Origin of the sequence: Rhodophyticola sp. CCM32, assembly GCF_004751985.1 — a bacterium.
Classification (GTDB): Bacteria; Pseudomonadota; Alphaproteobacteria; order Rhodobacterales; family Rhodobacteraceae; genus Rhodophyticola.
Genome location: NZ_CP038492.1, coordinates 3,735,001 through 3,749,371, shown reverse-complemented (window position 1 = coordinate 3,749,371; position 14,371 = coordinate 3,735,001). Strand labels below are relative to the sequence as shown.

At 61.1% G+C, this 14,371-nt stretch carries 10 protein-coding genes, 1 tRNA gene, 2 rRNA genes and 1 pseudogene (1 of these 14 cut by a window edge); 5 read left to right on the top strand and 9 right to left on the bottom strand.

All coding sequences use genetic code 11. The annotated features are described in order from the left end of the window. The first annotated feature begins 4 nt into the window (after positions 1-4). The 4 genes from E2K80_RS18380 to E2K80_RS19700 all read left to right on the top strand — a co-directional run bounded on the left by E2K80_RS18380 (position 5) and on the right by E2K80_RS19700 (position 2,800). On the top strand, positions 5-904 hold the full coding sequence (locus E2K80_RS18380) for a MurR/RpiR family transcriptional regulator (protein WP_238475589.1): 900 nt from the start codon (positions 5-7) through the stop codon (positions 902-904). Next, the gene (locus E2K80_RS18375) at positions 901-2,001 is read left to right on the top strand and encodes an N-acetylglucosamine-6-phosphate deacetylase (protein ID WP_210405408.1); all 1,101 of its coding nucleotides are present in this window, start codon (positions 901-903) and stop codon (positions 1,999-2,001) included. The genes E2K80_RS18380 and E2K80_RS18375 overlap by 4 nt, the downstream gene beginning before the upstream one ends. Positions 2,002-2,005: 4 nt before the next feature. Beyond that, entirely contained in the window at positions 2,006-2,440 is a 435-nt protein-coding gene (locus E2K80_RS19705) for a glucosamine-6-phosphate deaminase (RefSeq protein WP_238475587.1), read from the top strand. A gap of 99 nt (positions 2,441-2,539) precedes the next feature. Beyond that, complete coding sequence (locus E2K80_RS19700) at positions 2,540-2,800, top strand: hypothetical protein (RefSeq protein WP_238475586.1); 261 nt, start codon at positions 2,540-2,542, stop codon at positions 2,798-2,800. A gap of 442 nt (positions 2,801-3,242) precedes the next feature. Here E2K80_RS19700 and E2K80_RS18365 read toward each other — a convergent pair whose 3' ends face one another. The 6 genes and pseudogenes from E2K80_RS18365 to E2K80_RS18340 all read right to left on the bottom strand — a co-directional run bounded on the left by E2K80_RS18365 (position 3,243) and on the right by E2K80_RS18340 (position 10,187). After that, positions 3,243-5,087 (bottom strand): ABC transporter ATP-binding protein, encoded by a 1,845-nt coding sequence (locus E2K80_RS18365; protein WP_135376309.1) that lies wholly within the window; start codon positions 5,085-5,087, stop codon positions 3,243-3,245. Between the two features lie 3 nt (positions 5,088-5,090). Continuing rightward, positions 5,091-5,906, bottom strand: coding sequence for an ABC transporter permease (locus tag E2K80_RS18360; protein ID WP_210405407.1), 816 nt, complete (start codon positions 5,904-5,906; stop codon positions 5,091-5,093). Between the two features lie 10 nt (positions 5,907-5,916). Next, positions 5,917-6,858 (bottom strand): ABC transporter permease, encoded by a 942-nt coding sequence (locus tag E2K80_RS18355; protein WP_135376307.1) that lies wholly within the window; start codon positions 6,856-6,858, stop codon positions 5,917-5,919. A gap of 69 nt (positions 6,859-6,927) precedes the next feature. After that, complete coding sequence (locus E2K80_RS19865) at positions 6,928-7,482, bottom strand: ABC transporter substrate-binding protein (RefSeq protein ID WP_338014562.1); 555 nt, start codon at positions 7,480-7,482, stop codon at positions 6,928-6,930. Between the two features lie 77 nt (positions 7,483-7,559). Continuing rightward, positions 7,560-8,240: pseudogene (locus E2K80_RS19860) on the bottom strand (ABC transporter substrate-binding protein); the annotation flags it as partial. Positions 8,241-8,531: 291 nt separating this feature from the next. Continuing rightward, entirely contained in the window at positions 8,532-10,187 is a 1,656-nt protein-coding gene (locus E2K80_RS18340; RefSeq protein WP_135376304.1) for an amidase, read from the bottom strand. A 257-nt stretch (positions 10,188-10,444) separates the two neighbouring features. Here E2K80_RS18340 and E2K80_RS18335 point away from each other — a divergent pair, with 257 nt between their 5' ends. Continuing rightward, complete coding sequence (locus E2K80_RS18335) at positions 10,445-11,131, top strand: TetR/AcrR family transcriptional regulator (protein ID WP_135376303.1); 687 nt, start codon at positions 10,445-10,447, stop codon at positions 11,129-11,131. Positions 11,132-11,365: 234 nt separating this feature from the next. Here E2K80_RS18335 and E2K80_RS18330 read toward each other — a convergent pair. The 3 genes from E2K80_RS18330 to E2K80_RS18320 all read right to left on the bottom strand — a co-directional run. Next, positions 11,366-11,442, bottom strand: a tRNA-Met gene (locus E2K80_RS18330). A gap of 149 nt (positions 11,443-11,591) precedes the next feature. Then, positions 11,592-11,706, bottom strand: a 5S ribosomal RNA gene (gene rrf, locus E2K80_RS18325). A gap of 112 nt (positions 11,707-11,818) precedes the next feature. After that, positions 11,819-14,371: ribosomal RNA gene (locus E2K80_RS18320) — 23S ribosomal RNA — on the bottom strand (it continues 277 nt past the right edge of the window).

Sequence of the window (14,371 nt, the reverse complement as noted above, 5' to 3'; positions counted from 1 at the left end):
CTGCTTGTCAAGATTTTGTGGTAGATTATGCTCGCCCTGCCGTCATGGGAGAGAGCCCCTGTCGATCCTGACTGTTCTTGAGGCGCAGCGCGACAGCCTGACCCCGGGCGAACGCGAGATCGCCGACACCATTCTCGGCGATCCCGATACGGTCGGCCGCCTGTCCTCCGGCGAGCTTGCCCGCCGCGCGGGGCGTAGCCAATCAAGCGTCGTGAAGTTTTGCCAGAAGCTCGGATATAGCGGCTATCAGGACCTTAGGCTTGAGATCACGCGTGCCGCCGCAACCCGCACCGCCGCGTCGGGCGCCGTACATGGCAGTATCGAGACCGATGACGATGCGGCGACGACCGCGGCCAAGCTTCTCGCCAGCAAACTGTTCGCCGTCCAGGAGACTCTGAGCGTGAACCCGGCGGATCGTCTCGATGCCGCACGCGACACGCTAAACCGCGCGGTGCGTGTTCAACTATCGGGCGTCGGCGCGTCGTCGCTCGTCGCCCGCGACTTCACCTACAAGCTGCAGAAGCTTGGCATCGCGGCAACGTTTGATGCAGACAGCCATATCCAGATGGCCAATGCCGCCACGCTGAGCTACCACGACGCGCTGCTGTCCATATCGCAATCGGGCACGAGCCTTGAAACGCTTCGAATAGCCGAGACCGCCGCGCGCCGCCAGGCGACCGTCGTGACGGTGACCGGATTGCAGCCGAACCCGCTGGCGGCCCTTGCGAGCACTACGCTGCACACCGTGACCGACGAGGAGCGCGTGCGGTCCTCCGCGATCACATCGCGCGATGCTCAACTCATGGTGACCGACCTGCTCTTTTTAAGGCTGGTGCAGATGCGCGACGATTCCGGCGGCCTGATTGCCGGTGCCGCCGACGCCGTCGCGCCCCTGAAGCTGTGAGCGGCGCGGGGATCATTCACGGGTCGATACTCACGCCCGGCGGCTGGGTCGTTGGCGAGATCCGCCACGCAGACCGCGTCGAGACGGTGCAGGGGACCGCAACCGTGCAACCCCGAGCGCCCTTCGTTCTGCCGGGCTTGGTCGACACGCATGTCCATGGAGGTGGCGGCGCTGATGTAATGGACGGGCCTGAAGCAATCCGGACCGCGGCACGGCTGCACGCTCGGCACGGCACCACGGCCTTCTGCCCGACCTCCGTGACCGCGCCCGTTGGCAAAACGAACGCCTTCCTCGACGCGCTGGCCGAGGTGATGGACGACCCGCCGACCGACGGCGCCCGCATCCTGGGCGCCCATCTGGAAGGGCCGTTCATCAACCCCGCGAAACTCGGCGCGCAGCCGCCCTTCGCCATTCCTCCGGACACTGCCCGTCTTCGGGCCTGGGCCGCACGTGCGCGGGTGCGGATTATGACCTTCGCGCCAGAGCTCGACGGCGCGGACGCGCTCCATGAGGCGTTGGATGCGCTCGGCATCGTTGCGCAGATCGGCCACTCCGCCTGCAGCTATGCCACGGCGCGCGACGCCTTCGCCCGGGGCGCCGGTGCCACACATCTCTTCAACGCGATGAGCGGCCTGACCCACCGCGGCAACGGCCTCTGCGGCGCGGCGTTCGCCCATGCGGATCATGCGGAAATCATCCCGGACCTCATTCATGTCGAAGCCGGGGCGATTTTGGCCGCCCGGCGCGCGATCGACGGGCTCTACGGTGTCACCGATGCCACCGCAGGCGCGGGCATGCCAGACGGTCCCTACCGTCTGGGCGAACAAGACATCATCAAGGCCGAGGGCGTCATGCGGCTGCCCGATGGCACCCTTGCGGGTTCGGCCCTGACCATGGATGTGGCGTTGCGCAATCTCGTGGCAATTGGCCTCCCCCTCGCAGAGGCCGTTTCGCGGCTCTCTACGCTACCCGCGGCACGATTGGGCCTGTCCGATATCGGCCTACTCGCGCCCGGTAGCTGGGCGGATTTCATTACTATGGACGACAAACTCAAGATCACCCGCGTCTTCATCGGCGGCAAAGACATCGAAAGCTGACATTATGGAAGTCATCCCCTGCCGTGACCGTGGTGGCGCGGTTGCGTTGACTGCGCACCTCATCGCAGAGCGCCTGCGCTCCAAACCCGATGCGGTGCTCGGGCTCGCCACCGGGCGGACAATGGAAGGCGTCTACGCACATCTGGCGAACAGTGGTGTTTCCTTCGCCCAATGCACGACCTTCAATCTGGACGAATATGTCGGCTTGGCGCAAGACGATCCGAACTCCTACACCAGCTACATGCGCCGGCATCTATTCGATCATGTCGACATCGATGTCTCGCGTACCCACCTGCCCGATGGCATGGCGACGGATCTCGCACGTGCCGCATCCGACTACGAGGCCCGGATCGCAAGCTGCGGTGGTATCGACCTCCAGCTTCTCGGGATCGGCAACACCGGCCATATCGGTTTCAACGAGCCGGTGTCATCGTTGTGATCGCGCACCCGAGACAAGATACTCGCGCCCACAACACGCGAACAGAACGCTCCTCTCTTTGGTGGCAATTTTCAAGCTGTTCCCAAGCGCGCCCTCACCATGGGCGTTGGCACCATCCTCGACGCTCAACAGTTGCTGTTGCTGGCCTGCGGTGAATCCAAAGCGCGCGTTGTCGCAAAGGCGATTGAGGGCCCGCTTAGCGCCCGGGTCAGCGCTTCGGCAATCCAGCTTCATACGCGCTGCATCGTGATCGTAGACGCAGAAGCCGCGGCAGAACTGCAGGATATCGACTATTACAGTTTTGTTTGTACCCACGAAGAAAAGTGGCATGAACTTCGCAGCTTGATTTTGGGCTCATGACCATCTCGCGCGTTCGACAGCGCCTATCAAACGGAACTGACCCAATTATCTCGCGTGGTCTCCGAAGAAGCGCTCAGGTCTTGCGCGTTTTCGGCGGTGGGTAGCGCGGAGAAGGCTACCTTTATGGCGAGGCGACACCGTCCGTTCGCAAAAGGGCGGATGCGAGCGTGCAGTTGGCTTCTGATCACCCATGGCTATTAATCACGCGCAGATCTGCTCCCCAGTGGGCCGTATTTCCACGTTTTGCGCGCCCGCAGAGGTTAAACGCTCCGCCACCCAATCGGCGGCGCGGCGCACATCGGCACCGTGCCCGGGTTTAGCCGATACAGATGGGATACGCACGAATTCGGCCAGTTCCGAGACAAATCATTCCTGCACGCGGTCAAGATAATCCTGCCATGTCATGTGATCCATCCTCCTCTTGCGGTGGCGTGCCTGCCGCTCATGCGCCCGTTTCATCCAGGACGAAATGTCCCGGCGAAACCTCCCTGTAGACAGAGGGCACCGGGATATGCCCAACCGGAAAGACCGGAGACGGCAGCGGCTTGAATTCCGCGGTTTCGCGCAGCATGCGTTGGGTGGGATCGGCGATCGGAACCCCGCTCATGAGCGTACGGGTATACTCGTGGCACGGGTCCTCGAAGATGTCGGTGCGGGATCCGATTTCCACCAGCCGGCCCAGATACATAACGCCCACCCGGTGCGAGATCCGCTCAACCACCGCCATGTCATGGCTGATGAACAGGTAGGACAACCCGAATTCCGCCTGCAACTCCATCAGAAGGTTCAGGACCTGCGCCTGCACCGAGACATCGAGGGCCGAGACGGCCTCATCGGCGACGATCAGTTTGGGATTGACTGCCAGCGCCCGGGCGATAGCCACGCGTTGGCGCTGACCGCCCGATAACTCATGGGGAAAGCGACGCATGAAGTCGCGCGGCAGGCCCACCCGGTCGAACAGGAAGGCGATCCGATCCTCCATCTCTGACCCTTTCGCGAGGTCAAAGTTCATCATCGGCTCGGCCACCTGCTTCCTGAGACGCATGAACGGGTTGAGAGAGGCGAAGGGGTCCTGGAACACCATCTGCATGTTGCGGCGTGCCAGCCGCAGGCCACCGTGGTTCAGCCCTCGGATGTCCTGCCCGTCCATCAGGATATCGCCTGCTGTCGGCTCCACCAGACGCAGGATGGACCGCGCCGTGGTGGACTTGCCGCAACCGGACTCGCCCACGAGCGCCAGCGTCTCGCCGTGACCGAGCGCGAAGCTCACATCCTCCACCGCATGGACGTTCGACACGACCTTGCGCAGGATACCGCTCAGGATCGGAAACCGCGTTGTGAGGTTCTTCACCTCAAGCAGCGGACGCGTGGAGATCGGTGTTTCCACCCTTGAGGCTGGGACCCTCGGCGCTGGCTCTCCCGGAATAACCAGCGGTTCCGGCGCGGGCTTGCCGCGCATCTCGCCAAGCTTGGGGACGGACGCCAGCAGCGCCTTGGTGTAGTCCGCCTGCGGGTCTGCGAAGATGCGTTCAACTGGCCCCTCTTCGACCAGTTCGCCCCGCCGCATCACCACCACGCGGTCGGCCAGCTGTGCCACGACGGCCATATCATGCGTAATGAAGAGGACCGCCATCCCGAATTCGCGCTTCAGCCGCTTGATAAGGCCGAGGATCTCCGCCTGGATCGTGACATCAAGGGCGGTTGTGGGTTCATCCGCGATCAGGAGCTGCGGACGGCAGGCCATGGCCATCGCGATCACCACGCGCTGACGCATCCCCCCCGACAGCTCATGGGGGTACTGTTTCAGCCGTCTGTCGGCTTCGGGCAGGCGCACCTCCTGCAAAAGCTCCAACGCACGGGCATCGGCCTCCGATGCCGACAGCCCGCGGTGGCGGCGGAGCCCGTCGGTCAGTTGCCGCCCGACGGTGAAGACCGGGTTCAGCGCCGTCATCGGCTCCTGAAAGATCATGCCGATCTGGTCGCCGCGCAGGCCCACCATGTCCTCGGTTGTGGCTTGCGCCAGATCGCGCGCGGCCTCAGCGCCCTGGGGTTTGAACCACAGCTTGCCCGACACGATGCGCCCGCCGCCGAATTCCACGAGACGTAAAAGCGACAGGGACGTTACCGATTTGCCCGAGCCGCTTTCGCCAACCACGCAGACGGTTTCTCCGGGCTTCACGCTGAAGCTCACGTCCTTTACGCCGATGATCGGCCCGCTTTCGCCGTCGAACTCCACGCGAAGCTTCTCGATAGAAACGAGGGGCGTTGTAATCGGGTCATCGCGCATGGATCACCTCACACGTGGGTCGAGGATGTCGCGCAGGACATCGCCCAAAAGGTTGAGCCCGAGGATGGTGATCGCAAGCGCCGCACCGGGCACCAGCGCCGTCCACGGCGCGATATCGAGGAACTGCCGTGACGCCTGGATCATCAGCCCCCATGAGGCCAGCGGCGGTTGCGTTCCAAGACCGAGAAAGGACAGTGCCGCTTCGGCCAGCACCGCGAAGGCAAGGCTGATGGTCGATTGCACGATAAGCGCGGGCATGATGTTGGGCAGGATGTGGCGCAGGATCATCGCCCCGTCGCGTGTCCCAGCGGCGCGCGCGGCCTCAACGTAGGGGAGTTGCGAGACGCGCAAAGCTTCTCCCCGCACGATCCGCGCCAGAAACGGCGTGAAGGCAATGCCGATGGCGATGATCGTATTCTGCACGTTGGGGCCGAGAACTGCCGAGATCGTGAGCGCCAGCAGGAGCCCCGGAAAGCTCAGGAGCGCGTCGATGATCCGCATCAGGACATTGTCGATACGTCCTCCGGAATAGCCGGAGATGAGACCCAGGGGCAGGCCGAGCAGGATGGAGATCGCCACCGCCGACACAGCGATTTTCAGAGAGGTCTGCGCGCCCAGCATGACACGGGCGAACAGGTCCCGGCCAAGCTGATCGGTGCCCAGGATGAAGTCGAACGACGGAGGCTGGAGCCGTGCGCTCATCACCATTTGCGTGGCGCGCTCGGGCGGGATGAAGAGCGGCGCGAGAAAAGCCACCGCCACCACGAGGAGCACGAGAGCAAACCCGATGAGCGCCTTGGGGGAAAGGAGTTTGGCCATCACCATCCTGTCACCCCAGCCTGATCCGAGGGTCGATCACCCGGTAGAGGAGATCAACGGCGAAGTTGACCAGCATCACCACGGCCGCAATGACGAAAATCGTGCTCTGGATCAGCGGAATGTCCCGGTTCAGGAGCGCCTGATAGGTCAACCAGCCCATGCCGGTATAGGAAAACAGGCTCTCGATCACGATGATCGACCCGAAAAGATACCCAATCTGAAGCCCCGCGACCGTCATCACCGGCCCGATCGCATTCGGGAGCGCGTAGCGCCAGACGACGTAGTTCTCCGGCAGGCCCTTCGCGCGGGCCACGCGGATGAATTCCTGGTTGAGAATGCCCATCATGGAGGATCGCGTCATCCGCGTCAGATGCGCCATCAGCCCGAGCGCAAGCGCCAGCGACGGCAGGAAGGCATGGCGGAGCGCACCGAGGAGATCCTCCGACGGTTCGGCAAAGCCCGAAGACGGGAACCAGCCCAGCGTGGCGGCGAACAGAAGGATCAGCATGATGCCGATGAAGAAATCGGGAATGCTGAGGCCCAGCAGCGCGGCGGACGTGGCGGTCACATCCTGCCATCTGTCGCCGTGCCGTGCGGCCCAGACGCCCAGGGGCACTGCCATCAGAAGGGCCATGGACATGGACAGGACGACGATCAGACCGCTCGCCACCACCTTCTGTCGGATAAGCGGCGCAATGGGTTCGTCAAACAGCAGGGAATTGCCCCACTGCCCCGTTACCATCCCCCGGATCCAGCGCCCGTATTGCGCCACCAGCGGATCGTTCAGCCCGAGATTCTCGCGGAGTGCGGCCAATGCCTCTGGGTTCGATTGCGTCCCCATTATCATCATCGCCACATCGCCCGGCAGGATATTGGTAATCCCGAAGGTAACGATGGAGATGATGATGAGCATCACGATGACCGACAGAAGCCGGTTGACTAAATAGGCCATGAGGACCCTTGCAGCAGAAGGTCAGGGGACCGCCGGGCGCGCAGAGGCGCCCGGCGCCCGTTCAGAGGATCAGCCGTCCAGCCAGACCCGGTGGAAGTTCAGGTTCGACCCGTTGGGATGCACCACGGTGTCGAGACCGCCCACCCCGGGCGCTGCCCCGATGGAACCGTTGCGGTACCACAAGATCACATCAAGCGCGTTGTCGTAGATGCGCTGCTGAATGTCGCGGTAGATCGCCAGACGCTCCGCCGGGTCGGTCTCGCCGCGGGCCTGTTCAGCCATTTCGTCGATCATCGGATCGCTGATCTGGCGGTAATTGAAACCGCCCGTGGTGTGGTAGAGGCTGTAATACAGCCGGTCGGGCTCCCAGATGGTGAAGAAGTTCATCATCGTCATCTCGAAGTCGCGGTCGACCCAGACCTGGCTCAGCCAGTCGGCCCATGTCAGCTGCTCGATGGTCATGTTTACGCCAGCGGCGCGCGCCCATTCCGCGATGATCTGGGCGCTTTCCACGTGGTAGGGGTAGTTCGTCGTGACCTTGAAGACGACATCGAGGCTTCCCGGTGGATAGCCCGCCTCCTCCAGCAGCGCCTGTGCGCCTTCGAGGTCCTGCGCCCTCTGCACCAGATCGGCATTGCGCGAGGCGTCTGACGGGAACGACGGCGTCGGCGTCGTCTGACCCTGCCCCAGAGCGCGCCCTGCATGAGCACCTCCTTGTCGATCATCAGATCGAATGCCTGCCGTACGCGCACGTCCTGGAAGAGCTCCAGATCGTGATTGAAGTTGATGAAGTCGAAGTTGAGCGGCGCCCAGGTGACGACCTGAATGTCGGCATCGTCGATGACCTCCTGCATCCGCTCGGACGGAATGTCATTGATGAAGTCCAGCTCGCCGGTGCGCAGCCCTGTAAGGCGCACCGTGGGTTCGGTGATCTCACGCACGAGGATACCTTCGAGATAGGCCGGCCCGTCCCAGTAGTCGTCAAACCGGACAAGTTCCACTTCGTTGCCGAACTCGCGACGGACGAAGCGGAAGGCGCCGGCCCCGGTGGGCATCTCGCCCTGAATGTCGCCCGAGCCTGCCGGCATGATGACGCCGGCCCCGTTCTCGGCCAGGCGCGAGAGGAACGGCGCGTTGGGGCGCGTCATGCGGATGACCACGGTCATGTCATCGGGCGCCTCGATGGCTTCGACGTCGTTGAAGACCTCGAAACTCACGGCGCCTGTCTCAGGGTCGCGCAGCCGCTCGAAGGAATAGACGACATCCTCGGAGGTCATGGTCGATCCGTCGTGGAACTTCACGCCGGGCCGCAAGTTGAAGGTATAGGTCAGCCCGTCCTCGGAAACCCCGAAGCTCTCGGCCAGTTGCGGCACGACCTCCATGTCGGCATTCACCGTGACGATGCTGTCATGGATATTCTGCAGCAGCCGCCCCGTCGACGCCGTGCCGGTCTTGTGCATGTCGAGGTTCTGCGTCGTTTCCGAATGTCCCCAGACAAGCGTGCCACCCGAGACGGGCTCGGATTGCGCGCGGAGTGGCGATGGGCCGAAGCAAAAGCCGAGCGCGCCGGTGACGGCGGCGGTGGTGGCGAGAAATTGCCTGCGTTTCATTGGTCTTCTCCCTGATTTGGCCGGGGGAGGCCCCGGCGGTTGGTGATTATTTGGTCATATCGTTTAGCGTGCGAAGGTCGGGCGGCGGTCGGCCACGCCCAGATGCGCCTCAAGCGCCATGCCGAGATTCAGGATCGGCCCTTCCTCGAAGAGTCGTCCCCAGAGCGAAAACCCCTGCGGCACGGTGAAGATCTGGCCGCTCTCGTCCACGTCGCCCAGGTTCAGCTTGCCCGAGCCGAGGCTGGCCTTGCCGCGTGTGCCCATGTCGAGAAAGCCCGCGCGGATATGCAGGCAGGGGTGGCCGGTGAAATTTGAGGCGAACAACATCGGGCCGGTCATCAAGGGGCCGACAAGCACGTCGATCTCCTGAAACAGCCCGTCCAGCGCTTTCATCACCCGCAGGCGCAACCGGTCAAGCTGCACATGGTCGACGGCTGACAGGAAGCGCGCCTTGCGGAAGGTGTTTGGCCAGGCGCCCGCGTCCTGCCAGGTGAGCGTGTCATCCGCGTCGCCCAGCGTCAGTTCCTCGAAGGCGGCCGCTGCCTCTGCGTAGAGGATATTGATGAGCGCCCCATAGGGCAGGTCAGGCAGGGACATCTCGGTCACGTCAAGTCCAAGATCACGCACGGCCTGAAGCGCTGCGTGGTCGACATCGGTCGCGCCCTCCTCGAACGCCTCCGGCAGGTAACCCACACGGAGGCCCTTCCACGATGCGGCATGGTCGAAATGGAATGGCGCGTCGATGGTGGAGGGATCGCCGATATCCGCACCGTTCAGCGCGGCGAGCACCATAGCGGTATCCTCAACCGACCGGCAGATCGGCCCGACCTTATCCAGCGTCCAGCAAAGCGCCATGCCGCCCGAGCGCGGAACCCTCCCGAAGGTCGGGCGCAGGCCGGTCGTGCCACAACGCTGCGACGGCGAGGTGATGGAGCCAAGTGTCTCGGTCCCGATCGAGAACCCGCACAGGGCCGCCGCCGTCGCAGAGGCGGAACCGGCCGAAGACCCGCTGGAGCCTTCGTTGAGATTCCACGGGTTGCGCGTCACGCCGCCATACCAAATGTCGTTGTAGGCCAGCGCGCCGACCGTTGTCTTGCCCAGCAGGACAGCGCCCGCCGCGCGCAGGCGTTCAACAATGATGGCGTCTGCATCGGGCACACGATTCTGGAACGGTTCTGCTCCCCAACCGGTAACGACATCCTTGGTGTCGAAAAGGTCCTTCAGACCGTAGGGGACGCCATGCAGCGGTCCCAGCCAGATGCCCGCCCCGAGCAGAGCGTCTGCGGCGTCCGCCTCAGCCAGCGCGAGATCGGCAGTCACGGTCGCGAAACACTCCAGGTCGGGGTTTTTCACCTCAATCCGCGCAAGGTAGATTTCCGTCAGGCGGCGGCTCGTCAACGCGCCCGAACGCAGCCATGCAGACAGGCGCGTCAGTGGCGCGAACGCAATATTCTCGTCATCGTCTGGCAGCGGGGCCGCCCCCTTGTCCGAGAAACGCATCGGACCCTCGGCTGCGGGCATCGCGAAATTCGGCAACCGGGGATCGAAACGGGTGGCCATCGGTTCGTCGTTGCCCAGAGAGACGGCTCTGCGGGCAACGGCCGATGCGATCTGCCCCTCCAGATTGTCGAGCATCAGCTGGCGTTCACCTGCGGTATAGGCGACACCCATCAGGCGTTCCGCGCTTTGGATGTCCTCTAAACCGAGGGTATCCGCCATGTTCGGTGCTCCGCTATAATTCCGCCACGCATTCTGCCCGTAGATCAAGGTTTCAATTTTAGAACTCGTATGTCAAATTCGGCAAGTGGTACGAAAACCGTATGATTGATATTGTTTTAAATTTGCTTATTTCGACAGCAATACGAGAGTATCTGTGATGGGTTCCTCGGCAAACTTCGTTCGAGCATCCGGAGAACAGAGGTCGATCAGGCGGCGGAGAGGCCCCGGTCGACCCGGAGAGGGAGGAGATCGGGACTATGAATTCCCCGGCCAGACGCCTCAGCGTCTACAATATCGAGACCCCCGATCGTCTTATGGACGCGGCCGAACGACTCTTTGCCCGGCAGAATTATCAGACCGTCACTCTCAAGCAGATCGCGACCGAAGCGGGCGCCAATGTCGGCCAGATCGCCTATCACTTCGGAAAGAAGGAAGCGCTGGTTAAGGAGACGATCCGGCGCCGCGCGGAAGAGCTGAACGGTGAGCGGCGGGCGCTCCTGAAGCAGTACGAGGAACTCGTGGGCGTGGGCGGCGTGGAAATAGAACCACTCGTCCGTGCTCTTATCCTCCCCTACTTTAACAAGCTCGATGGGGATGATGCTCAGTGGCGGTATTTCGCCACCTTCATCGGGCGTTCAGTCTGGGACGGCACCCTCTCGGATTACATGAGCGAAAGCTTCGATGCGGTTGCAAAGCTCTATATCGCGGCCTTCATGCGCGCGATGCCGACACTGCGCCATGCGGATGCCATTCGCGGCTTTCACTTCCTGATGGCGGTCATGCATTCCGCCTCGGTCGAGGATGCGCGTATCGCCGGCCTTCTGGGGGCGGCCGGGGCCGATGCGTCGGCGGCAGGCTACCGCGATCTGATTGTTCCCTACATAGGCGCGGGGTTCAAGGCACTCGCCGGAGCACGCCCGGATGCGATTAGCGATGACGCGTAGGTCTGCCACCCTCGGTGCGAAGGCGGTCATGGCGACGTGCGGGTTCTCCGCCACTGCGTCGCGATCTTGCTGGAATCCTTGGCATTTCCCTAAAACGCAAAAAACCCACCACAAGGGCGGGTCAATCGCAATTTGAGTTGGTTGCGGGAGGGCGCTCAAATCTCAACTTGCATACGAAAGACGGCCACCCGGTTGGGGCGGCCGATCTTCGTGAACTTGCATCGCAAGTTGAGATGGTTGCGGGGGTAGGATTTGAACCTACGACCTTCAGGTTATGAGCCTGACGAGCTACCGGGCTGCTCCACCCCGCGACAATTTTGGTCCAGTGCCCAAAAGAGCGATCAGGACCCTCTGATTTACCACCGCCCAAGGTATCGGGCCGCGGCAAAAGCCTCAGTTCCGTCGGTCAGGGCGTCATCTGAGGCACATCGAAAGAGAGATAATGGATGTTTCTTACTAGGTTTGGCGGTGACCTACTCTCCCACACCTTAAGATGCAGTACCATCGGCGCAACGGCACTTAACGGCCGGGTTCGGAATGGAGCCGGGTGTTTTGCTCGCGCTATGACCACCAAACCGAGAAAGAAACATCAAAATCCAAGTCACGTACACATGGTGTATGCTTTCGACCCAAAATCATGTTCTGGCCGCACCATCGGTGCAACGCAAAACCTGGCTTTTACTGGATCAAATCAAGCCTATCGAACAATTAGTACCGGTCAACTGAACGCATTGCTGCGCTTACATCTCCGGCCTATCGACGAGATGGTCTATCTCGGTTCTCAGGGATACCTTGTTTTGAGGGGGGCTTCCCGCTTAGATGCCTTCAGCGGTTATCCTTTCCGATCATAGCTACCCAGCACTGCCATTGGCATGACAACTGGTCCACCAGTGGATCGTTCACCCCGGTCCTCTCGTACTAGGGGCAACTCCTCTCAAGTATCCTACACCCACGGCAGATAGGGACCGAACTGTCTCACGACGTTCTAAACCCAGCTCACGTACCTCTTTAAACGGCGAACAGCCGTACCCTTGGGACCTGCTCCAGCCCCAGGATGAGATGAGCCGACATCGAGGTGCCAAACGGTGCCGTCGATATGGACTCTTGGGCACCATCAGCCTGTTATCCCCGGCGTACCTTTTATCCGTTGAGCGATGGCCCTTCCACTCGGGACCACCGGATCACTATGGCCGTCTTTCGACTCTGCTCGACTTGTCAGTCTCACAGTCAGGCTGGCTTCTGCCATTGCACTCAACGAGCGATTTCCGACCGCTCTGAGCCAACCTTCGCGCGCCTCCGTTACGCTTTAGGAGGCGACCGCCCCAGTCAAACTACCCGCCACACAGGGTCCCGGATCCGGATAACGGACCGCGGTTAGACATCAAGCAAAGCAAGGGTGGTATCTCAAGGGAGGCTCCACCGAAACTGGCGTTCCGGTTTCAAAGCCCACCACCTATCCTGCACATGCTTGGCCTGATGCCAATGTGAAGCTGTAGTAAAGGTGCACGGGGTCTTTCCGTCTAACCGCGGGAAGCCTGCATCTTGACAGGCAATTCAATTTCGCTGAGTCGATGTTGGAGACAGCGGGGAAGTCGTTACGCCATTCGTGCAGGTCGGAACTTACCCGACAAGGAATTTCGCTACCTTAGGACCGTTATAGTTACGGCCGCCGTTTACCTGGGCTTCAATTCGGAGCTTGCACTCCTCCTTTTAACCTTCAGGCACCGGGCAGGCGTCAGACCCTATACGTCGTCTTGCGACTTCGCAGAGCCCTGTGTTTTTAGTAAACAGTCGCCACCCCCTGGTTTGTGCCCCCAGCCACTAGTTGCCTAGAAACTGGGCCTCCTTCTCGCGAACTTACGGAGGTATTTTGCCGAGTTCCTTCAACATCGTTCTCTCAAGCGCCTTGGTATTCTCTACCGGTCCACCTGTGTCGGTTTAGGGTACGATCTTATGGAAGAGCTATTTCCAGGAACCTCTAAGCAGCCCATTCAATCCGATAAGGATGAACTACCTTCGAGATCCGTCACTACTTCCTGGCCCAGGAATATTAACCTGGTTCCCATCGACTACGCCTTTCGGCCTCGCCTTAGGGGTCGGCTTACCCTGCTCAGATTAGCTTTAAGCAGGAACCCTTGGACTTTCGGCGACAGGGTCTCTCACCCTGTTTGTCGCTACTCATGTCATCATTCTCGCTAGTGATCACTCCACCGGATGGCTCACGCCCCGGCTTCACAGTCAAACCTGGTCCTCCAAAACGCCCGAAGGCGCTAAAGAGGAACGAGTTTATTCACACTACGCTCCGCTACCATGCACAATGTGCATCCTCAGCTTCGGCTCATGGCTTGAGCCCCGATACATCTTCGCCGCAGGACAACTTAATTAGACCAGTGAGCTGTTACGCTATCTTTAAAGGATGGCTGCTTCTAAGCCAACCTCCTGGTTGTTTTGGTCGTCCCACCTGCTTTCCCACTTAGCCATGAATTAGGGGCCTTAGCTGGAGGTCAGGGTTGTTTCCCTCTTCACAATGGACGTTAGCATCCACTGTGTGTCTGCCATCTAGTACTCCCGGGTATTCGGAGTTTGGTTAGGATCAGTAAGCCTGTGGGGCCCCATTACCCATCCAGTGCTCTACCCCCGGGGTATTCGGATGACGCTCTACCTAAATAGATTTCGCGGAGAACCAGCTATCTCCGAGTTTGATTGGCCTTTCACCCCTAGGCACAACTCATCCCGACCTTTTTCAACAGGTGTGGGTTCGGACCTCCAGTAAGTGTTACCTTACCTTCATCCTGGTCATGCCTAGATCACTCGGTTTCGGGTCTGATCCCACAAACTCAATCGCCCTATTAAGACTCGCTTTCGCTGCGCCTACACCTACCGGCTTAAGCTTGCTTGTGAGACCAAGTCGATGACCCATTATACAAAAGGTACGCCGTCACCCCTCAAGGAGGCTCCGACTGATTGTAGGCGTTCGGTTTCAGGTACTGTTTCACTCCCCTCGTCGGGGTGCTTTTCACCTTTCCCTCACGGTACTGGTTCACTATCGGTCAGTAAGGAGTACTTAGCCTTCGAAGGTGGTCCTCCGATGTTCAGACAGAATTTCACGTGTTCCGCCCTACTTAATACGTCTGATCATGCTTAGAATACGGGGCTGTCACCCACTTTGGCGGACCTTTCCAGGTCCTTCTTCTCACACTCACAGCTCGGCTGGTCCCCGTTCGCTCGCCGCTACTAGGG